Source organism: Mycobacterium sp. (assembly GCF_040509115.1).
Classification (GTDB): Bacteria; Actinomycetota; Actinomycetes; order Mycobacteriales; family Mycobacteriaceae; genus Mycobacterium.
In genome coordinates, this window is sequence record NZ_JBEVLO010000427.1 from 1 (window position 1) to 19,784 (window position 19,784).

At 70.3% G+C, this 19,784-nt stretch carries 19 protein-coding genes, 1 pseudogene and 1 riboswitch; of the genes and pseudogenes, 11 read left to right on the top strand and 9 right to left on the bottom strand.

Going from position 1 to position 19,784, the window contains the following annotated elements; translation table 11 throughout:
- A pseudogene (locus ABW137_RS29385) lies at positions 1–458 on the bottom strand (XylR family transcriptional regulator); the annotation flags it as partial.
- A 48-nt stretch (positions 459–506) separates the two neighbouring features.
- Between ABW137_RS29385 and ABW137_RS29390 the strand changes: the two are divergent.
- Positions 507–1,691 carry an MFS transporter gene (locus ABW137_RS29390; protein WP_526405349.1) on the top strand — a complete coding sequence of 395 codons (1,185 nt, stop codon included), beginning with the start codon at positions 507–509 and terminating at the stop codon, positions 1,689–1,691.
- 6 nt (positions 1,692–1,697) lie between these two features.
- Here ABW137_RS29390 and ABW137_RS29395 read toward each other — a convergent pair whose 3' ends face one another.
- Positions 1,698–2,903, bottom strand: a complete 1,206-nt coding sequence (locus ABW137_RS29395; protein WP_526405351.1) for a PP2C family protein-serine/threonine phosphatase — start codon at positions 2,901–2,903, stop codon at positions 1,698–1,700.
- A complete protein-coding gene (locus ABW137_RS29400) occupies positions 2,900–3,700 on the bottom strand; it encodes an alpha/beta fold hydrolase (RefSeq protein WP_526405353.1) in 801 nt (266 codons plus the stop codon). Before ABW137_RS29400 ends, ABW137_RS29395 begins: the two co-directional genes overlap by 4 nt.
- A gap of 123 nt (positions 3,701–3,823) precedes the next feature.
- Here ABW137_RS29400 and ABW137_RS29405 point away from each other — a divergent pair, with 123 nt between their 5' ends.
- Together ABW137_RS29405 and ABW137_RS29410 are read left to right on the top strand one after the other, a co-directional pair.
- The gene (locus ABW137_RS29405) at positions 3,824–4,225 is read left to right on the top strand and encodes an STAS domain-containing protein (protein ID WP_526405355.1); all 402 of its coding nucleotides are present in this window, start codon (positions 3,824–3,826) and stop codon (positions 4,223–4,225) included.
- Positions 4,226–4,258: 33 nt separating this feature from the next.
- Positions 4,259–4,708 (top strand): ATP-binding protein, encoded by a 450-nt coding sequence (locus ABW137_RS29410; protein ID WP_526405357.1) that lies wholly within the window; start codon positions 4,259–4,261, stop codon positions 4,706–4,708.
- A gap of 42 nt (positions 4,709–4,750) precedes the next feature.
- On the opposite strand, the gene ABW137_RS29415 is transcribed toward ABW137_RS29410, so the two are convergent.
- On the bottom strand, positions 4,751–6,121 hold the full coding sequence (locus ABW137_RS29415) for an MFS transporter (protein ID WP_526405359.1): 1,371 nt from the start codon (positions 6,119–6,121) through the stop codon (positions 4,751–4,753).
- 140 nt (positions 6,122–6,261) lie between these two features.
- On the opposite strand from ABW137_RS29415, the gene ABW137_RS29420 reads away from it, so the two are divergent.
- The 7 genes from ABW137_RS29420 to ABW137_RS29450 all read left to right on the top strand — a co-directional run bounded on the left by ABW137_RS29420 (position 6,262) and on the right by ABW137_RS29450 (position 14,505).
- A complete protein-coding gene (locus tag ABW137_RS29420; RefSeq protein WP_526405361.1) occupies positions 6,262–7,146 on the top strand; it encodes a ferredoxin-like domain-containing protein in 885 nt (294 codons plus the stop codon).
- Entirely contained in the window at positions 7,146–7,820 is a 675-nt protein-coding gene (locus ABW137_RS29425) for a precorrin-8X methylmutase (protein ID WP_526405363.1), read from the top strand. The genes ABW137_RS29420 and ABW137_RS29425 overlap by 1 nt, the downstream gene beginning before the upstream one ends.
- On the top strand, positions 7,817–9,352 hold the full coding sequence (locus ABW137_RS29430) for a precorrin-2 C(20)-methyltransferase (RefSeq protein WP_526405364.1): 1,536 nt from the start codon (positions 7,817–7,819) through the stop codon (positions 9,350–9,352). Before ABW137_RS29425 ends, ABW137_RS29430 begins: the two co-directional genes overlap by 4 nt.
- 10 nt (positions 9,353–9,362) lie before the next feature.
- Positions 9,363–10,145 (top strand): cobalt-precorrin-4/precorrin-4 C(11)-methyltransferase, encoded by a 783-nt coding sequence (locus tag ABW137_RS29435; protein ID WP_526405366.1) that lies wholly within the window; start codon positions 9,363–9,365, stop codon positions 10,143–10,145.
- Positions 10,146–10,168: 23 nt separating this feature from the next.
- A riboswitch (cobalamin riboswitch) is annotated at positions 10,169–10,351 on the top strand.
- Positions 10,352–10,382: 31 nt separating this feature from the next.
- Entirely contained in the window at positions 10,383–12,377 is a 1,995-nt protein-coding gene (locus ABW137_RS29440; RefSeq protein ID WP_526405382.1) for a VWA domain-containing protein, read from the top strand.
- On the top strand, positions 12,377–12,991 hold the full coding sequence (gene cobO / locus ABW137_RS29445) for a cob(I)yrinic acid a,c-diamide adenosyltransferase (protein WP_526405368.1): 615 nt from the start codon (positions 12,377–12,379) through the stop codon (positions 12,989–12,991). Before ABW137_RS29440 ends, cobO begins: the two co-directional genes overlap by 1 nt.
- A gap of 89 nt (positions 12,992–13,080) precedes the next feature.
- Positions 13,081–14,505 (top strand): cobyrinic acid a,c-diamide synthase CobB, encoded by a 1,425-nt coding sequence (locus ABW137_RS29450; protein WP_526405370.1) that lies wholly within the window; start codon positions 13,081–13,083, stop codon positions 14,503–14,505.
- On the opposite strand, the gene ABW137_RS29455 is transcribed toward ABW137_RS29450, so the two are convergent.
- The gene (locus ABW137_RS29455; protein ID WP_526405384.1) at positions 14,435–14,959 is read right to left on the bottom strand and encodes a bifunctional adenosylcobinamide kinase/adenosylcobinamide-phosphate guanylyltransferase; all 525 of its coding nucleotides are present in this window, start codon (positions 14,957–14,959) and stop codon (positions 14,435–14,437) included. The two genes, ABW137_RS29450 and ABW137_RS29455, sit on opposite strands and share 71 nt — an antisense overlap.
- Before the next feature lie 23 nt (positions 14,960–14,982).
- On the opposite strand from ABW137_RS29455, the gene ABW137_RS29460 reads away from it, so the two are divergent.
- Positions 14,983–15,921: a cobalamin biosynthesis protein gene (locus ABW137_RS29460; RefSeq protein ID WP_526405372.1), complete on the top strand. Its 939-nt coding sequence runs from the start codon at positions 14,983–14,985 to the stop codon at positions 15,919–15,921.
- Positions 15,922–15,924: 3 nt separating this feature from the next.
- Here the strand turns inward: ABW137_RS29460 and ABW137_RS29465 are convergent, their stop codons facing one another.
- The 4 genes from ABW137_RS29465 to ABW137_RS29480 all read right to left on the bottom strand — a co-directional run.
- On the bottom strand, positions 15,925–16,671 hold the full coding sequence (locus ABW137_RS29465; RefSeq protein ID WP_526405374.1) for a cobalt-precorrin-6A reductase: 747 nt from the start codon (positions 16,669–16,671) through the stop codon (positions 15,925–15,927).
- Positions 16,668–18,170, bottom strand: a complete 1,503-nt coding sequence (locus tag ABW137_RS29470) for a cobyric acid synthase (protein ID WP_526405376.1) — start codon at positions 18,168–18,170, stop codon at positions 16,668–16,670. The genes ABW137_RS29465 and ABW137_RS29470 overlap by 4 nt, the downstream gene beginning before the upstream one ends.
- Positions 18,170–18,913, bottom strand: a complete 744-nt coding sequence (cobF, locus tag ABW137_RS29475) for a precorrin-6A synthase (deacetylating) (protein WP_526405378.1) — start codon at positions 18,911–18,913, stop codon at positions 18,170–18,172. The genes ABW137_RS29470 and cobF overlap by 1 nt, the downstream gene beginning before the upstream one ends.
- A gap of 1 nt (position 18,914) precedes the next feature.
- The coding region (locus tag ABW137_RS29480; RefSeq protein ID WP_526405380.1) for a cobaltochelatase subunit CobN at positions 18,915–19,784 on the bottom strand (870 nt) is incomplete at its 5' end.

Consider the following 19,784-nt stretch of genomic DNA (forward strand, 5'->3'; position numbering starts at 1 on the left):
CTGACGGTGCCCGCGACGGAGACCGCCACGGCCCGGATCCGATCCGCGTGGCGCTCGTGCAGGCTGGTGATCGCCTTCCGCACGTCGGCGAGCAGGCGCCCTGATCCCGTGACCGAATTGCGGGCCGATGCGACGGCGTGGGCCTCCCCGTCAATACCCGCCAACGCCAATCGCCAGTCACCGGAACGTAATTCGGCCGCGATCACTAGCGGGCCGTCCGGGTGGGCGCCCAGCACCGTGGTCGGTCTTCCGCGGCCGGTGGCGGGCGCAGGCGTCTCGTCGAGCAGGGTGGCCCGACGCAACCGGGCGACCAGGTCGGCCGCGCCGCCGCTGCCGATCCCGAGCCGCGACGCTGCGGCGGCCCGGGTGATCCCCGGCTCGGCGCGGACCAGCGCGATGAGCTGTGCGGCACCGAACCATCGCTGCTGCGTCGCGGGGTGCTGGTCCCGAATGCTCATCGCACGATTCTATTTGAATAAACTCGACGTCTGAGTATATTCATCTCAGTGAAGGCCCCTGCTGAAGTCGACCCGTCCGGCAACGGTCTTCGGCCCCACCTCGCGGGCCTGCTATCCCTGGCACTGGCCTCCTGCCTGGCCGTCACGACCGAGATGTTGCCCGTCGGTTTGCTGCCTGCGATCGGCGAGTCGTTCGCCGTCGCGGATTCGGTCACCGGACTGCTGGTCAGTCTCTACGCCGTCATGGTCGCCGTCTTCGCCGTCCCGCTGACCCTGGCCACCACCCGATTCCCACGCAAGCCCCTGCTACTGACCACCTTGTTCTGCTACGCGCTGAGCAACGTGCTGGTGGCCCTGGCGCCGACCTTCGCGGTGCTGGCCGTCGGCCGGGTGCTGGGCGGGGTGACGCACGCCCTGTTCTTCTCCCTGTGCATCGGATACGCCCCACGATTGGTCTCCGGCGCCCAGGTCGGTCGCGCACTCGCGATCGCGGCCAGCGGCGCGACCGCGGGTTTCGTGCTCGGCGTCCCGTTGTCCACGTCGCTCGGCACTGCCCTTGGCTGGCGGACGTCCTTCGGGGTTCTCGGCGCGCTGTCCCTACTGACGCTGGCCCTGGTCGCCAAACTGCTGCCCGCGGTGAGCAACGACCGTCCGAGCAGACCTGCCCAGAGTCATAGTGGGCGAACGACACTCACGGCAGTGGTGATGTCCAACGCGCTCACCTTCCTCGGGCAGTTCACGCTGTACACGTTCATCGCCTTGATGTTCCTCGACGCGGGCGCACGACCGGTGCTCATCGGACCACTGCTGTTGATGTGCGGTCTTTCTGGACTTGCTGGCCTCACTTACGCCGCACGCTCTCTCGACCATCGGCCGCGCCGGACGACGATCGTGGTCCTGTCCGTCGTCATCGCCGCGATCCTCGCAGCTGGCGCTGGGTTCCCCGTGCTGGTCGCCGTCATCGCCGCCGCCGCGGTGTGGAGCGGCGCGTTCGGCGGTGTGCCCTCGATCTACCAGGCCAATGCCGTACGCACCCATGCGGTCACGCCCGAACTCGCGGGTGCCTGGATCAACGCCAGCACGAACGTCGGCATCGCGGGTGGGGCGGCGATCGGCGCAGGTCTGCTCCCGCTCATCGGCCTCGGCGGCTTGCCGTGGGTCAGTGCCGCGCTGGTGACACTCGGTCTCGCCGTGGTTCTGATTGCGCCCCAAGCGTTTCCGCGGCACGTATAGCTGGTCTCACGTGCGTGGCACGCCCAGCGCCAGCACCGCGACGTCGTCCTCGAGCCCGGCACCGAAGCCGGCCAACAGTGACCGGATCTCCGAGACGATGCCGTCGGCGGAGGCCGGACTGTGCGCCACCGCGAACCCGAGCAAGGCGTCGTGGTCGTCGTACCGTTCCTTGCCCACCCCGGTCCGCGCCTCGGTCAGACCGTCGGAGTACAGGACCAGGGTGTCGCCCGGCGCCAAATGCATTCGGACCGAGACGAATCGCGCGGACGGCAGGAGGCCGACGGCATGGCCGCCCGCCGTGTAGACGTACCGGGCTCGCCCGTCGGCGGCCAACAGCAGCGCGGGCGGGTGCCCACCCGTCGCCAAGGTGACGTCGAACCCGTCGTCGGAGCCCTTCTGGAGCACACCGAAGATGACGGTGCAGAACCTGGGATCGTCGCCGTGGAACTCGTGACTCAGCACGGTGTCCAGGTTCTGCAGCACCGCAACGGGGTCGTCGTCGTACACCGCAGCCGCACGTAGCGTGTATCGGGTCAACGAGGTGACCGCCGCGGCGCCGGCCCCCTTGCCGGAGACGTCGCCGAGGAAGAACGCCCACTTGTCCTTCGACAACGGAAACAGGTCGTAGAAGTCGCCGCCCACGTCGTCGACCGAAGCCGGGTGGTAGTACGCGGTCGCGTCGAGACCCGGCGGCGGCGACAGCGACGGCGGGATCAGCGAGCGCTGCAGCGTCGTCGCGAGTTCCTGCGCTCGCATCCGTTCCCGGTCGGCCCGTCGCCGCGCATCGAGGAGCTCGCGCTCGTACGAACGGCGGTCGCTGTCGTCCTGCACGGTCACGCGCATCAGGATCAGCTCGCCGCCCGCGTCGACCTTCGCGTTGGCGGACAGCAGTACCGGCACCCGCGTGCCGTCGGCCGCGACGAGGTCCACCGCCAGGCCCCCGACGTAGCCGTGCATCCGCAACAGGGGGGCGAAGTGCGTTTCGTGGTGAATGCGGCTACCGGCGCTGAGCAGATCGACGAAGGTCCTCCCGCGCAACGCGGTCGGCTGGTAACCCAGCCATCGCGCCAGCGTCGCGTTGGCCGAGGCGATGCGACCGTCGGGTCGCACCGAGAGGTGCCCGCTGGCCGCGTTGTCGTATAGATCGCCTGTGTCGAATAGATCGCCTGTGTCGTCTAGATCGCCGACGTCGCCGCCGGGTGCCGGGGTCACCGTCGGCGCACGAACGACGCGATCGCAGCCGCCGTCTCGTCGGGCGCACTGAGGTGGGGGCAGTGCCCGGCGGCGTCCAGGGTGACCAGCTCGCTGCCGCCGATGTGTTCGTGCACGTAGGCGCCGACCTCGCGCGGGGCCAGCGTGTCGTGGGCGCACTCGATGACCAACGTCGGCACCGACACCCGACCCAGATCGGCGCGATTGTCGGAGAGAAATGTGGTGCGGGCGAAGACCAGCGCCATGGACGGCTCGGTCCGACAGAAGCTGTCGGTCAGCTCGTCGCCCAACTCGGGCCGCTCGGGCGTCCCCATGATCGTCGGCGCCATCGCCCGCGACCAGCCCAGGTAGTTGCTCTCCAGCGACTCGAGGAGATCGTCGATGTCGGCCCGGGAGAACCCTCCGCGGTAGCCGTCGTCGTCGAGATAACGCGGTGACGGGGTGAGCAGCACCAGACCGGCGAAGCGTTCCGGTTCGGCGACCGCAGCCAACACGCCGATCATGGCGGCGACCGAATGTCCGACGAACACCACGTCGGTCAGCTCGAGCTCGCGGAGGATGTCGAGGACGTCGTCGGCGTAGCTGGTCAGCGACGCATACCGATCGGCATCCCACGCGGACGGATCTGACGCCCCCGCGCCGACGTGGTCGAACAACACCACCCGAAAGTTCGGCGCCAACCGCGCCGTGACCAGCCGCCACAGATTCTGGTCGCACCCGAACCCATGCGCCAACATCACGGTCGGACCGTCGGGCGTCCCGACGATCTTCACGTTGTTCCTGGCGCGCACGTCCACCGGCCGATTGTCCCATTGCTCGTCACTGGGCAGGCAGCGTTGCCCATTCGGTCTTCTGGACTAGGGTGGTCGGCGTCGACTGCGGCAGGCTCCGCGGCGATCACGCAAGTTATGAGGTCACCCATGGTCGAACCCGTCGTACCCGCTTCGGGGGACGGCGAGGACGAGACCGCCAACGGCCCGCAGTTTCACGTCGACACCCGCGAGACCGGTGCGGCCGTCGTGTTGTCGGTGCATGGTGACGTCGACATGCTGACCGCGCCCCGCATCAACGAGGCCGTCCTCGAGGTCCTTCCCCGGGACCACGCCACGGTGATCGTCGACCTGTCCGACGTGGACTTCCTGGCATCGGCGGGCATGACCGCTCTGGTCACCGCGCAACGGCAACTCGGTCCGACGGCGCAGTTCCTGGTCGTTGCCGATGGCCTCGGCACCAGTCGGCCGATGAAGTTGATGGGCATCGATGCGGCGATCCCGCTCTATCGCACGCTCGACGAGGCATTGATCGCGTCACAGCACGGGTGAGCGGGTCCCCCACGGGGTATCCGCTAGCCACCCATGGACGACGACTCTCTGCACCTCGCCTCTCACGTTGGCGGTGACGCACGCTTCATGCGCGTCGGCGTGCACTCCGCTGCTGCCGACGCGGCGCTGGTGCGCAACGAGTTCGCTGCCTGGCTGCGCAATCACTTCGTCCTCGACGACGAGCGGATGAACGACGTCCTGCTCGCGGTGTACGAGGCCCTGGCCAACGCCGCGGAGCACGCGTACCCGAATCCGCCGCAGGCAGGGACGCTTGACCTGCACGCCATCCACGCCGCGGACTCCGGCACCCTGGACGTCACCGTTGCCGACCACGGCCACTGGCGGCCCACCGTGGTGCCGCCACCCCAGCTTCGCGGGCGCGGCATTCCGCTCATGCGTGCCCTCGCGGACAGCACGGCGATCGATGCCACCGGCAGCGGCACCGAAGTGACGTTGGGCTGGCTGCGCGTCGAGAAGCGCTGAGGTTCGGCCGTCGGCTGGCGAATCCCCGATCGAGCGACGACGTCAGCGGGCGGCCGGTATCCCCCAGGCGCTGCCCTGTTCGCGGTCGAGGAAGGTGGTCGCCTTGTTCTTCAGCGCGAAGACGTACACCACCAGGCTGACGCCGATGACCACCGTGACGTAGACGATGAACCAGCCGACGTTGTCCGCGCCCTTGGCCGCCTGAAAGAGCAGCGGTGCCGTGCCACCGAAGACGGAATTCGCCAACGCATAGCCCAATCCCACACCGAGAGCCCGGATCTCGGCGGGGAACAGCTCCGCCTTCACGATCGCATTCACCGACGTGTACCCCGTGAGGATGACGTAGCCGACGGCGGTCAGCGCGAAGGCGGCGAGCGGCGAGCTGGCCTCCGGCAGGTAGGTCAGCAGGAAGTAGGTGTAGATGACGCCGCCGACGCCGAAGAACACCAGCAGCGGCTTGCGGCCGACCCGGTCGCTGATGAGGCCGCCGACGGGCTGGAGAAGCAGAAGGAAGATGAGTCCGGCGAGGTTGATCCACGTCGCCGTCAGCGCCCGGTCGGACCCGAATGCCGACTTGACGATCGCGGGCGCGTTGATCGTGTAGGTGTAGAACGCCACCGTGCCGCCTGCGGTGATGAGGAAGACCAACAGCAGCGGCCGCCAATGGGTGGTGAACAGAGCCTTCAACGACCCCGCCGAGCGGTCCTTGCCCTCGCGGATCGCCTCCAGGTGCGACTCGCTGAGCGACTCGTCCATGGATCGCCGCATCCAGAGCACCACCAGCGCCGCAATGCCACCGATGAAGAAGCCGACCCGCCAGCCCCACGCCGTGACGGCTTCGACGTCGATCACGCTCAGCAGGATCAGCAGGGTGAACTGCGCGAGCACGTGGCCGCCGACGAGGGTGACGTACTGGAACGACGAGAGGAAGCCGCGCCGGTTCGCCGTGGCCGCCTCGGACATGTAGGTCGCCGACGTGCCGTACTCACCGCCGGTGGCGAAGCCCTGCACCAGGCGGGCGACGACGAGGATGACGGCTGCCCACCAGCCGATGATCTCCCGCGTCGGCATGACCGCCACCACGAACGAACAGGTCGACATGACGGTGATGCTGAACATGAGGGCGGCCTTGCGGCCGCGGCGGTCGGCGTACCGGCCGAAGAACCAGGAGCCGACCGGCCGCATCACGAAGGTGACGGCGAAGATCGCGTAGATGTACAGCGTCGAGTTGGTGTCGGCCTTGTCGAAGAACTGCGCCTCGAAGTAGGTGGCGAAGACGGTGTAGACGTAGACGTCGTACCACTCGACGAGGTTTCCCGCGGAGCCCTTCATGGTGTTCAGCACTGCGCGCTTGGTGCTGGTCGGGGCGAGGGTCGGACCGGTCTGGGCAGAGGGCTTGGCCAGGTCACTCATCAAGGCACGATAACTGAACGCTCCCCGAGTCGTGGCAGCTTGGGGGAGGACGTGGGACGAGGACTTGGGAACGGAAACGCACGCGCCGGCGGCCGAAGTCGCTGCTAGTAAGGTGATCTGCGCAAACACCGGGAGGACGAATGGCGGAGGCGCGGACCCGCCCCGACATGTGCCCGGGGGCATTTCGGCCGTGGCGGGCCGACGACGGCCTGCTGGTCCGCCTGCGACTGATCGGTGGCCGTCTTCCGGTGTCGGCGCTGGCCCGATTGATCCGGGTCAGTGCGGACTTCGCCGACGGCGACCTTCACCTCACGTCGCGGGCCAACCTGCAGGTGCGGGGACTTCCCGGCGAGGGCGGGCAGCTGACCGCGGCCGCCTTGGCGGCCCTGACCTCCACCGGACTCCTACCGTCGAGGACCCACGAGTTGGTCCGCAACGTCTTGATGTCTCCGCAGACCGGCCTGGCGGGCGGCCGGGCGGACCTGCGCGGCGTCGCCCGCGACCTCGACGTGGCGCTGCGCAGCGACGTCGACCTGAGCCTGCTGCCGGGTCGCTTCCTGTTCACGCTGGACGACGGCCGCGGCGACCTGATGGGAAGGCTGACCGGCGTCGGGCGCCGCGGCACCGATCTGGGGCTCGTCGCGCTGGACGGCCGCCGAGCGCAGCTGCGCGTCGGCGATGCCTGGGGCGACGTCATTGCCCTGGACGAGGCCGCGTCGCAGCTGACCGGGCTGGCAACGGCATTCCTGGCGGCTCGCGGCTCGGGGCCCGACGCGCCATGGCACCTGCGCGAGCTGGCCACGCCACTGCGGCCGCCCGTCGTCCCCGATCCACGACTGCCAGCCGCCGCACCGGCGCTGGCCCACGGCATCGTGCCCGGTGGCACTCATGTGCCCGTGCCCGACGGCGTCCTCACCTCCGCGCGGGCCCGCACGCTGTTGGACCGCATCCCCGACGACGTCGCCGACGTCGTCGTCACCCCCTGGCAGGGCATTCTCATCCCAGCCGCCCGCGGAGGATCCTGATGACCAGCTCCGATCAGCTCGCCCGCCCCACCAAGCGATACGACTACGTCGACGACGGCCCTGCCATCTACCTGGATTCGTTCGCTGCGATCCGCCGCGAGGCCGACCTGTCGGCGATCCCGCCGGAGGCCGAGAAGTTGGCGGTCCGGATGATCCATGGCACGGGCCAGCCCGGTCTGATCAAGGATCTGGTCATCCATTCCGATCTGGTTCGCTCCGCCAGGGCCGCGCTGGACTCGGGAGCCCCGATCCTGTGCGACGCGCGCATGGTCGCCACCGGGATCACCGCGAGCCGGTTGCCTGCGGGCAATGACGTGCACTGCTTCCTGCACGACGAACGGGTACCCGGGCTCGCCCGCGAGTGGAGCACCACCCGCACCGCGGCCGCCGTGTCTCTGTGGACGCCGCTGTTGGACGGCGCCGTCGTCGCGATCGGCAATGCTCCGACGGCGCTCTTCCACCTGCTCGAGCTGATCCTCGATGGGGCGCCAAGGCCCGCGGCGATAATCGGTTGCCCGGTCGGGTTCATCGGTGCCGCCGAGTCCAAGGATGCGTTGATCTCGTACTCCGACGAGCACGGCATCGACATCCCGTTCGTGACGATCCGCGGTCGCCTCGGTGGCTCCGCGATGACGTCATCCGCGCTCAATGCGCTTGCGTCGGAGACGGAATGACGCCGAACGTCGGTCGGTTCTACGGCGTCGGGTTGGGTCCTGGCGATCCCGAGCTGATCACCATCAAGGCCGCGAGGATCATCGGCGAGGCCGACGTCGTCGCCTACCACGCCGGGGTCAACAAGCAGTCGTATGCGCGCGGCATCGCCGCGGACCTCATTCGCGACGGCGTGCTGGAGGAGGAACTTCGCTATCCCGTCACCACGGGCAGCACCGACCATCCTGGCGGTTACGCGGGCGCGCTCGCCGACTTCTACGAGCAGTCCGCGGCCCGTCTCGCGGCGCACCTCGCGCAGGGCCGAAGCGTGGTGCTGCTGGCCGAGGGCGACCCCCTCTTCTACGGCTCGTACATGTACATGCACGACCGCCTGAGCGGTCGCTACCCCACCGAGGTGGTTCCCGGTCTCCCCGCCTTCCTCGCCGCGACGGCGACCACTGCGTCGCCGCTGGTGCGCCAGACCGACGTCCTCACCGTGCTGCCCGGCACTCTTCCCGAGTCCGAGCTGGCGCGCAGGCTGGCCGATACCGACGGCGCCATCATCATGAAACTGGGCCGCACGTTCCCCGCGGTCCGGCGAGCGCTGGCGGCCTCCGGGCGGCTCGCGCACGCGCTGTACGTCGAGCGGGCCAGCCACCCCGAGCAGCGGTGGATGCCCGTCGCGGACGTCGACGAGACCACCGTGCCGTACCTGTCCCTGATCGTCGTCAACGGGGACTCCCTCAACGGGTCGCGTTCCCGCGCGCAGGGCGATGTGGTGGCCCCCGATGTGGTCGTCCCCGTGGCCGACACGGTTGCCGGGCCCACCGAGCTGTTGGTCGTCGGTCTTGGTCCGGGTCCTGATGACTGGCTGACGCCGGAGGCGACGGCCGCCCTCGCCGAGGTCGACCACGTGGTGGGGTACGGGCCCTACGTCGCCAGGGTGCCGCAACGAGAAGGCTTGCAGCGCCACGCTTCCGGCAACACCGTCGAGGTGGACCGGGCGCGCTTCGCCCTGGACATCGCCAGTCGAGGCGAGACGGTGGCGGTGGTGTCCGGCGGCGATGCGGGCGTATTCGGCATGGCGGCAGCGGTTTTCGAGGCTGCCGAGGACGATCGTTATGTCGACGTGCCGATCAGGGTCATACCCGGGGTGTCCGCGGTGCAGGCGGTGGCTGCCCGCGCCGGGGCGCCGATCGGTGCCGACTTCGCGGTACTGAGCCTGTCCGACCGGCTCAAGCCGTGGTCGGTCATCGAAACCCGGTTGCGCGCGGTGGCCGAGGCGGATCTGGTGCTGGCGATTTACAACCCCGCCTCGCGGGCGCGTCCCGATCAGATTGCGGCGGCGCGCAAGGTACTTCTCGAACACCGACACGCCGACACCGTCGTGGTGATCGGCCGCGACGTCGGCCGCGCCGAGGAGTCGCTGACGGTAACCACCCTCGGCGACTTGGACACCGACGCCATCGACATGAAGTGCCTGCTTCTGGTCGGTGCCGCCGCGACCCGGGTGACCGCATCGGGGCGGGTGTGGACGCCGCGCTGGGTTCGATGAGGTGGGGCAGGTGAGCCACCCCGTCCAGTTCGTCGGCGCGGGACCGGGCGCCGCCGACCTGCTGACCCTGCGCGCGGCCCGACTGCTCGGCCAGGCCGACGTGGTGCTCTACCCTGGCACCTACCTCGATGCGGACGTGCTCGAGAACTGCTCTCCCGCAGCCGATCTCGTCGATACCCGACTCCTCGATCTCGACGCCATCGTGGATCGCATCGTGACGGCACATCGAGCCGGGCAGCGGGTGGTGCGCCTGGTGTCGGGCGACCCGACGATCTACAGCGCGGTGTCCGAGCAGACCCGCAGGCTCGACGCCGCGGGCGTGCCGTGGTCGGTGACCCCCGGCGTTCCCGCGTATGCCGCGGCGGCCGCGGCGGTGGGTCGTGAACTGACCGTGCCCCTGGTCGCCCAGTCGGTAGTGCTCACCAGGGCCCAGCACCGCTCGACGGCGATGCCGGACTCCGAGTCGCTGGCGGCGTTCGCCGCGACGAGGGCCACCTTGGTGCTGCACCTGGCGATCACGCAGACCCGCGAGCTCATGGCCCAGCTAGTGGCGTCCCATGGATCGGACTGCCCCGTCGTGGTGGTCCATCGGGCGTCGCAACCCGCCGAACTCGTCCTGCGGGGCACCATCGCCGACATCGCCGACCAGGTGGAGGCCGCCGGTCTGCGTCAGGCCGCGGTGATCCTCGTCGGCCGCGCACTGGCCGACCGACCCGACCCCGGCGCCGGGGAGAGCCACCTGTACGACCCCGCACGGGATCGGTCCGAACAGCGGGATCGCTCCCAGCGCTGAGCGTGCCTTCGGAGCCGACGGTGTTAGCGTGAGCCGTGCGAGGTGCCCCCTGCACCCCCGAGTCGGAAACGGCGAGGTAGGTCCAGGGGGAGAATCTGGGAAGCCCGGTGAGAGTCCGGCACAGGCCCGCTGCGGTGATCCGAGCCCCTCCCGACCGGGAGCGGGACCCGGTCAGTCCGAAGACCGGCCTCGCGCGTGGCCCATACCGGTTCGCACCTACGAGCGGAGCATCTCGTGCTGCAGCTATACCCGTTCCCCGCCGTGCTCGGCGCCGACCCAGATGCGCCCGACGGGCTCGACGACATGGCGCTGGCCCTGGTGTTGTCCACTGTGTCCCCCGGCATCGGGGGGGTACTCGTCCGTGGGGAGAAGGGCACCGCCAAGTCGACCCTGGTGCGAGCGCTGGCCGACCTGCTTCCCGACATCCGCGTGATCGCGGGCGACCGGTTCTCCACCGACCCCGACGAGCCTGAGCCCCTGTCACCGGACGGTCCGTTCGCGGCGGACGCGGCCGTCGAGATCCGTCCGGTGCGGCTCGTCGAACTGCCGGTCGGCGCCACCGAGGACCGGGTGGCGGGATCCATCCAGCTCGAGCGCGCCCTGAGCGACGGCGCGGTGGCCTTCGAGCCGGGACTGCTGGCCAAGGCGCACCGCGGCATCCTGTACGTCGACGAGGTCAACCTTCTGCACGACCACCTGGTCGACCTGCTGCTCGACGCTGCCGCGATGGGCAGGCTGACCGTCGAGCGCGACGGCATCTCGGTCACGCACGCCGCCAGCTTCGTGATCGTCGGAACGATGAACCCGGAGGAGGGCGAACTGCGGCCCCAGCTCCTGGACCGCTTCGGGCTCAGCGTGGAGGTGGCGGCTCCGAGAGATCCCGCGCAGCGCGCGGAAGTGGTGCGCCGCAGGCTCGCGTTCGACGCCGACCCCGAGGCGTTCCGCAGCCAGTACGCCGACGCCGAGGCTCGCCTGCGCGAGCGGATCCGGGAAGCGCAGGCACGGGTGCGCGACGTCGCACTGACCGCAGCGACGCTGTTGAAGGTGGCCGAGGTGTGCTCCGCGTTCGGCGTCGACGGGATGCGCGCCGACATCGTCACCGCGCGCACTGCGGCTGCGCACGCGGCGTGGCAGGGCCGCGACGACGTCACCGTCGAGGATCTGCGGGTGGCAGCACGCCTTGCCCTTCCGCACCGGAGGCGTCGCAATCCGTTCGACGCGCCGGGCCTGCAGGACAGTGAGCTCGACGACCTGCTCCCGCCCGACTCGGACCTTCCCGAGTCCGATACCGATGAGCCAGAACCAGATCCCGACGGGCCCGACGGCGGCCCGCCCCCACCCGAGGACGGCACACCGCCACCCCGGCAGAACGGCGACGCTCCCACATCGGGTGGCACCCGACCGGCCCCGGTCGGGGCCGGGGAGCCGTACCGGGCTCGACTCTTCACCGTCGACGGCGTCGGAGAAGGGCAGGCCGGCAAGCGAAGCCGGGCCCGCACCACCTCGGGCCGTCGCACCGGGGCCACCCCGCTCAGCACGACGGGTACCGGCATCCACCTGATCGAGACCGTCCGCGCGGCCGCCCCTCGCCAGGCAGGTCGCGGCCGCACGTCGGGCCGACTGCTGCTACGCGCCGAAGATCTGCGGCGGGCGGTGCGCGAGGGCCGGGAGGCGAACTTCGTCCTGTTCGTGGTCGACACGTCGGGCTCGATGGCGGCCAGGGAGCGGATGCAGGCGGTGAAGACGGCGATCCTGTCGCTGCTGCTCGACGCCTACCGCCGCCGAGACAGGGTGGGCGTCGTGACGTTCCGGGGGTCCGACGCCGAGGTGGCGCTGCCCGCGACGCGCTCGGTCGACGTGGCCGCGAGGCGATTGGAGGACCTGCCCGCGGGTGGCCGCACTCCCCTCGCGGAGGGGCTGCTGACGGCGGCCGACCTGGTGCGCCGCGAGCGGCTGCGGGATCCGGGCCGTCGACCCCTTCTAATCGTGGTCACCGACGGCCGGGCCACCGCTGGCGCCGACGCGGTCGCACGGTCGCTCCGAGCAGCGGAATACGTTGCCGGACAACGAATCAGCTCGATCGTCGTCGACTGCGAGAGCGGCCGGATGCGGATGGGTCTGGCCCAGACGCTGGCCGGGCACCTGCACGCCGAACACGTGCGGCTGGCCCAGGTGAACGCCGAGGCACTCACCGGCATCGTGCGGGACGCCACCCGCGAGGGGGCCGCCTGATGCCGCAGGGACAGCCGCTGACGGTTCCCGACGACCATCTCACCACCCGCCAGCGCCGCAACCGGCCGCTGCTGATGGTCCACACCGGTGACGGCAAGGGCAAGTCGACGGCAGCGTTCGGGCTGGCGCTGCGCGGCTGGAATCAGGGCTTTCGGATCGGGGTCTTCCAGTTCGTCAAGTCCGCGAAGTGGCGCATCGGCGAGCAGACGGTGTTCGAGCGGCTCGGCGCCCTGCACGCCGAGACCGGTGAGGGCGGGCCCGTGGAGTGGCACAAGATGGGCGCCGGCTGGTCGTGGACCCGTAAGGCGGGGACCGAGGACGACCACGCGACGGCCGCCGCCGACGGCTGGACGGAGATCAAGCGCAGGCTGGCCTCCGAAGCCCACGACCTGTACGTCCTCGACGAGTTCACCTACCCGATCAACTGGGGCTGGGTCGACGTCGACGACGTCGTGGCCACCCTCGCGAGCCGCCCCGGCCGCCAGCACGTGGTGATCACGGGTCGGCGGGCGGACCCGAAGCTGACCGCCATCGCCGACCTCGTCACCGAGATGGGCAAGGTCAAGCATCCGATGGATGCGGGGCAGAAGGGACAGCGGGGAATCGAGTGGTAGGCGAGCGAAGCGACGGGAAGCTGCAGTGGTAGGCGAGCGAAGCGACGGGAAGCTGGGATGGTAGGCGAGCGAAGCGACGGGGGGCTGCAGTGGTAGCGCTACCCCGGGTCGTCATCGCCGCTCCCGCATCGGGGCACGGCAAGACGACGGTCGCCACCGGACTGATGGCGGCGTTGGCCGCCCGCGGGCTTCGGGTGTCCGGCCACAAGGTCGGGCCCGACTACATCGACCCGGGCTACCACGCCATGGCCACCGGTCGACCCGGCCGCAACCTCGACCCGTTCATGGTGGGCGAGAGCCGGATCGTGCCGCTCCTGCTGCACGGCGCCGCGACGGCCGACGTGGCGATCGTCGAGGGCGTGATGGGGCTGTTCGACGGCAGGCTCGGCACGGCAGGCGAGTCGTCCACCGCTCACGTCGCGCAGCTGACCTCGTCGCCGGTGGTCCTCGTCGTGGACATCTCCCACGCCTCACGCACCCACGCGGCGGTGGTCTCGGGGCTCGCGCACTTCGACCCGAAGATCCGCATTGCGGGCGTCGTCCTGAACAAGGCCAGCACGGCACGCCACGCCAACGAGGTCGTCGAGGCGCTGGGCCCCACCGGGATACCGGTACTCGGCGTGCTTCCGCGCGATTCCGGGGTCGAGACGCCGTCCCGTCACCTGGGCCTGGTGCCCGCCGCCGAGCGGGCCGAGTCGGCGGCCACCCTTTCGCGGTTGGCTGCGGTGATCGCCGAGCACGTCGACCTCGATGCCGTACTCGACATCGCAAGGGCGGCAACCCCTCTGGACCACGAGCCGTGGGACGCCTCCCGCGAGGTCGGTGCGGCGTCGAATACCCGCCCGGTGGTGGCCATGGCGGGCGGGCGAGCGTTCACCTTCCGGTACGCCGAGACCGAGGAGTTGCTGCGCGCTGCGGGTTGCGAGGTGGTCGATTTCGACCCGCTCACCGATTCTGCGCTGCCGTCGGGCACCGCGGGAATCTATCTCGGCGGCGGGTTTCCCGAGGTGCACGCGGGCGAACTGGCGACCAACGCAGCGCTGATGACCGACCTGTGCGCCGCCATCGAGGCGGGTGTGCCCACCGTTGCGGAGTGTGCAGGCCTGGCCTACCTGTGCCGCACCCTGGACGACACCCCGTCGGTCGGGGCGGTCGCCGCCACCGCCGAGATGACACCGCGACTGACCCTCGGCTACCGAACGGCGACCTCTCCCACGGACTCGCTGCTCGCCAGGGCCGGCGACCGGGTGACCGGGCACGAGTTTCACCGCACCCGCGTCACCCCACCCGCGGGAAACTCCGAAAGCACGACTGCCGCATGGGATCTGCCCGCACCGGAAGGATTCGCGTCCGCGACCATGCACGCGTCGTATCTACACGTGCACTGGGCCGGGCATCCCCAGCTCGCGCAGCGATTCGCCGACGCGGTCCACGCCGGCGCCCTCAGAGCTTCAGGACGCGACCCGCGATCACCAGGTGCACCTCGGCGCACTGCACGGCGACCCGTTGATTGACCGTGCCGAGGAGGTCGCGGAACAGCCTGCCGGAGCGGTGGGCAGGCACCACCCCAAGACCGACCTCATTGGTCACCACGACGACGTGCGACGCACCCTCCAGCGCATCGCACAGGCCGTCGAGGCGCCGCGCGACCGCATCGGACACCGCGTCGGGTGGTGCGTCCCAGAGTTCTTCGTCGTCCAGCAGGGCGGTGAGCCACGTGCCGAGGCAGTCGATCAGGACGGGGCCGTCCGCGGCGCGCAGGGCATCGGCGATCTCCGCGGTCTCGACGGTCACCCAGTCGGAGGGACGGCGGGCCCGATGCCGGGCCACCCTGGTGTCCCAGTCGGGATCGCTTCCGTCGGCCGGACGTCCTGGCGCTACGTAGGTGACTCCCGGGGCGCCGGACAGAAGTTCTTCGGCGTGAGCGGACTTGCCGGAGCGCACACCGCCGGTGACCAGGATCCGCACTCCGCCATCGTAGGCGGCCGCTGGTGAGGGCATCGCTGACCGCCCGTGCCGCCGGGCTGCTTCTCGGCCATGCCGCCGACCGTCTGTTCGGTGATCCGCGGCGCTTCCATCCCGTGGCCGCGTTCGGGCAGACGGCCGCCCGGCTCGAGCAGCGGACGTACGAGGACAGCAGGCTGCGGGGCGCGGGGTACCTGCTGGTCCTGGTGGGCGGTTCGACCGCGGCCGCGGTGGCTGCGGAACGGTCGGCGCGCCAACCGGTGGCCCGCATGCTGCTGACGGCGGCGGTCACCTGGGCGGTGCTCGGCGGGCGATCGCTGGAGCGCGAGGCGGCCGCGGTCCACCACCTCGTCGTCGCCGGCGACCTGGATGGCGCCCGCAGGCGCCTGCGGAATCTCGTCGGGCGTGACACTGCCGCCCTGACGCCCGACGAGATCGCCAGGGCCGTCATCGAATCGGTGGCCGAGAACACCAGCGACGCCGTCGTCACCTCGTATGTCTGGGGTGCCGTCGCCGGCGTGCCCGGCCTGGTGGCGCATCGCGCCGCCAACACCCTCGACGCCATGGTGGGCCACCACAATGCTCGTTACGAACGGTTCGGGTGGGCCGCTGCACGTTTCGACGACGTGCTCGGGCTCCCCGGTGCCAGGGTGGCCGGTCTGCTCACCACGATCCTCGCGCCGGACCCCCGTGGCGCGCTGGTCGCGTGGCGGCGCGACGCACGTGGCCACCCAAGCCCGAATGCCGGTGTGGTGGAGGCGACTTTCGCCGGTGCCCTCGGAATTCGACTGGGCGGCACCAACACCTACTACGGCAATCGCCAGGAACACCGGGCGTTGATGGGGCAGGGCCGCGCCCCGTCACTCGACGACGTGCCGGCAGCCAACCGACTGGCCCATCGCGTCGGATGGGCGGCGGCGCTCAGCGCTGCGGGTCTCTGTCTGGTGCGCGGATTCCGGCGGTGAACGTCACGCCAACGCGCGCACCCACGCGACGGCGTCGTCGACACCGGACACCACCGGCACGTCACCTGGCGGTCCTGGGCGACTGACGATCACCACCGGCACCCCCAGCGTGGCGGCCGCCAGCATCTTCGGCCACGTGTACTCACCGCCAGAATCCTTGGTGACCAACACGTCTGCGCCGTGTTCACCGAGGACGGCCAGCTCGCCCGACAACTCGTAGGGGCCACGATCGTTGAGCACCCGCCAGCTCGGCGGCAATGCGACGTCGGGTTGGTCGACGACGCGCGCGAGTACTGCCTTGTCCCGCAACGCCGGAACGAAACGCAGCAATTGCTGGCGTCCCGTGGTGAGGAACGGCCGCGTTCCCAGCCGGGCGGCCTCGACGGCGGCCCGCTCGTGGCTGTCGACCCAGTGCCACGACGGCAAGGCCCGCTCGGCCCACCCCGGCCGCTCCAGCCGTAGCAGAGGCCGCGGCGTCGGGCCGCTGGTGCAGGCTTCGACGGCGGTCGCCGACATGGTGATCGCGAAGGGATGTGTGGCGTCGACGACCGCGTCGTAGTCCGCGAGGGCCGACCGCAGTCCCTCGACGCCGCCGAACCCACCGATGCGGACGGGACCGACCGGCAACCGCGGGTGCGCCACCCGACCGGCCAGGGAACTCGTCACGTCCACGCCGTCGGCCACCAGTCGCGCGGCGAGCGCCCGGGCTTCCGACGTCCCTCCAAGGAGCAGTACCCGGGCGGCCGTCACGGCGCTCCCGGCGCGAGGAAGGGAAGGGGGCCTGGGCCGTCACCGACGAGCGTCAGGAGCGCATCGACGTCGAGGTGCGCTTCGACGAGCTGGCCGAGAAGGTCGAGTCGCCGATCGCGGGCCGCGGGGAAGCTGACCCCCGACGGGTCGAGGCCGAGCGTTTCGCGCAGGAACGCCGCACGGAGGGCGTCACCCTCCAACGAGCCGTGCCACATGGTGCCGAACACCTGCCCGGCCCGTGCCCCGCCGAGGAACTCCTGCGCATCGGCGCCGCGGGTGGTGCGGCCATGGTGGATTTCGTAGCCCGCCGCGGGCACCCCGAGCGCCGTGCCCTGCGGCAGCCGCAGCACCTTCGCCGCGGCGAAGCTCGTCTGCACGTCGAGCAGCCCAAGCCCCTCGACTTCCGGAACGCCACCCTCGACGCCGTCGGGATCGCGAATCATCTTGCCCAGCATCTGAAAACCACCACAGATGCCCAGTAGCGGCTTGCCCGACGCGACGTGCGCACGCACCGCGCGATCCAGCCCGCGGGACCGCAGCCACGCCAGATCGGCGATGGTGGCCCGGGTGCCGGGCAGCACCACCAGGTCGGCGTCCCCGATGGCACGCGGGTCGGAGGCGAAGACGACGTCCAGCTCGGGTTCCAGGCCGAGCGCGTCGACGTCGGTGAAGTTGCTGATCCGCGGGAGCCGGATGACTGCGACCCGCCGTGCCCCGTCACCCCCGGCCCGCCTGCCAGCCAGATCGAGCGCATCCTCGGAGTCCAGCCACAGATCGGGGTGCCACGGCAGGGTGCCGTAGACCCGTCGACCCGTGACGCGCTCCAGGTCGCGCAGCCCCGGCGCCAATAGGTCGAGGTCGCCACGGAACTTGTTCACGACGAACCCCGCCACCAGCGCCTGATCCTCAGGCGAGAGCAGCGCGACGGTGCCCAGGAACGCGGCGAACACCCCGCCACGGTCGATGTCGCCGACGACCACCGTCGGCAAGCCCGCATGCCGAGCCAACCCCATGTTCACGTAATCGCCTGCGCGCAAGTTGATCTCGGCCGGGCTGCCCGCGCCCTCTGCGATGACGACGTCGAACCGGGCAGCGAGGTCGTCGTACGCGGCGTGTGCGGCCGTCGCCAGCGCGCGGCGACCCTCCAGCCAGTCCGAAGACGACACCTCGCCCCACGGTCGGCCCATCAGCACGACGTGACTACGGCGGTCGCTGCCCGGCTTGAGCAGTACGGGATTCATCGCAGCCTCGGGAATCGATTGCGCAGCAACGGCTTGCACCCACTGCGCGCGGCCGATCTCGACGCCGTCACCTTCGGGTCCGTCCCGATTCCCCGTCGCGTCGCTCGGCCCGGCGCACACCATCGAGTTGTTCGACATGTTCTGCGCCTTGAACGGCGCCACCTTGATGCCGCGCCTGGCCAGGGCTCGGCACAGCCCGGTGGTCACGATGCTCTTGCCTGCGTCGCTGGTGGTGCCCGCGACGAGGAGGCCGGGCACTAGGGTTTCCTAAAGAGGAACACGTCCATCACCCAGCCTGCGTTGGCCTTCGCCTTCTCTCGGGCTTCGGCGATGTGGGGCAACGCTTCTCGCAGTTTGCCCGTCACCAATCGCTCCCCAGTGGCTCCAAGGTTGGCGCCCCACCAGACCGTCCAGTCGTCCAGCCCGGCGAGGTCGAGCCGCTCCGGTGGCGGGTTGAGCATCGCCACGATGTTGTCTAGCCCCGCGGAGACCGCGTCCCGTAGCCGACGACCGGTCGTCACGTGGACCGGTCTGCCGACCTCGTGCAGCACCATGCGATGACGGGCCGCCAGCAGCTGTGGTGCGCTGATGCCGGGCAGTACGTCGAAGTCCACCGGCACGCCCAGCTCGCGAACCTTCTCCACGATGCGAATCGTGGAGTCGTATAGTGACGGGTCCCCCCAGACCAGGAATGCCGCGGTCCCGCCACGCGTCCGCAGCACCGCCGCGTATTCCATCGCCCGCGCTTCGTGCCAATCGGCAACGGCGCCTTGATATCCGTCGGTGGTCAACTCGGCAGAACGGTCGCGCTCCGGGTCGCGCACCGTGACGATCTCGACCGAGTCGGCGTGCTGATCGAGGACGGCGCGGCGCAGGGCGAGGAGCCCGTCCCCGTCCCCCTTGTCGGCGGCGAGCACGTAGTCCACCGATTGCAACGCGTCGGCGACTTCGGGCGTCACGTGCTGCGGGCCCATGCCGACTCCGAGAATGCGTACCCTCACGTCAAGCCTGAACCGCACCGCGGCCGCGGTCTTCCAGATCGCCTTCGACCTCGAGGTAGGCCTGCTGCAGCGCGGCGAGCGTCGCCGGATCCGGCTCGGCCCACAGGCCGCGGTCGGCCGCCTCCTGCAACCGTTCCACGATGCCGTGCAGCGCCCACGGGTTGGAGGTGTCGAGAAACTCCCGTGTCTCAGGGTCCAGGACGTACTCCCTGGCGAGTTTCTCGTACATCCAATCGTGCACGACCCCCGCCGTCGCGTCGAAGCCGAACAGGTAGTCGACGGTCGCCGCGAGTTCGAAGGCGCCCTTGTAACCGTGGCGTCGCATCGCGGCGATCCACCGCGGATTGACGACGCGGGAACGGAAGACGCGGGCCGTCTCCTCCGACAGCGTGCGCGTGCGCACCGCGTCGGGTGACGTCGAGTCGCCCACGTACGCCTTGGGGTTCGAGCCGGTGAGCGCCCTGACGGTCGCGATCATGCCTCCGTGGTACTGAAAGTAGTCGTCGCTGTCCGCGATGTCGTGTTCACGGGTGTCGATGTTCTTGGCGGCCACCTTGATTCGCGCGTAGTTGGTGCGCATGTCATCCGGCGCGGGGGTTCCGTCCAGGCCGCGGCCGTACGCGAACCCGCCCCACGCGGTGTAGACCTCGGCGAGATCCCGGTCGTCCCGCCACGTTCCGGCCTCAACCACCTGCAGAATGCCTGCCCCGTAGGACCCCGGTTTCGACCCGAACACGCGCGTCGTGGCCCGGCGTTCGTCGCCGTGCTGGGCCAGGTCGGCGCGGGCGTGGGCGGCGACGAAGTTCTGCTCGTCGGGCTCGTCCAGCTTCGCAACCATCCGCACGGCATCGTCGAGCATGGCCACCACGTG

Coding starts and splice junctions, on each gene's coding strand:
- ABW137_RS29425 (WP_526405363.1), top strand. CDS start 7,146: ATGACCAGCTCCGATCAGCTCGCCCGCCCCACCAAGCGATACGACTAC.
- ABW137_RS29415 (WP_526405359.1), bottom strand. CDS start 6,121: ATGAGTGACCTGGCCAAGCCCTCTGCCCAGACCGGTCCGACCCTCGCC.
- ABW137_RS29430 (WP_526405364.1), top strand. CDS start 7,817: ATGACGCCGAACGTCGGTCGGTTCTACGGCGTCGGGTTGGGTCCTGGC.
- ABW137_RS29420 (WP_526405361.1), top strand. CDS start 6,262: ATGGCGGAGGCGCGGACCCGCCCCGACATGTGCCCGGGGGCATTTCGG.
- cobO (WP_526405368.1), top strand. CDS start 12,377: ATGCCGCAGGGACAGCCGCTGACGGTTCCCGACGACCATCTCACCACC.
- ABW137_RS29405 (WP_526405355.1), top strand. CDS start 3,824: ATGGTCGAACCCGTCGTACCCGCTTCGGGGGACGGCGAGGACGAGACC.
- ABW137_RS29410 (WP_526405357.1), top strand. CDS start 4,259: ATGGACGACGACTCTCTGCACCTCGCCTCTCACGTTGGCGGTGACGCA.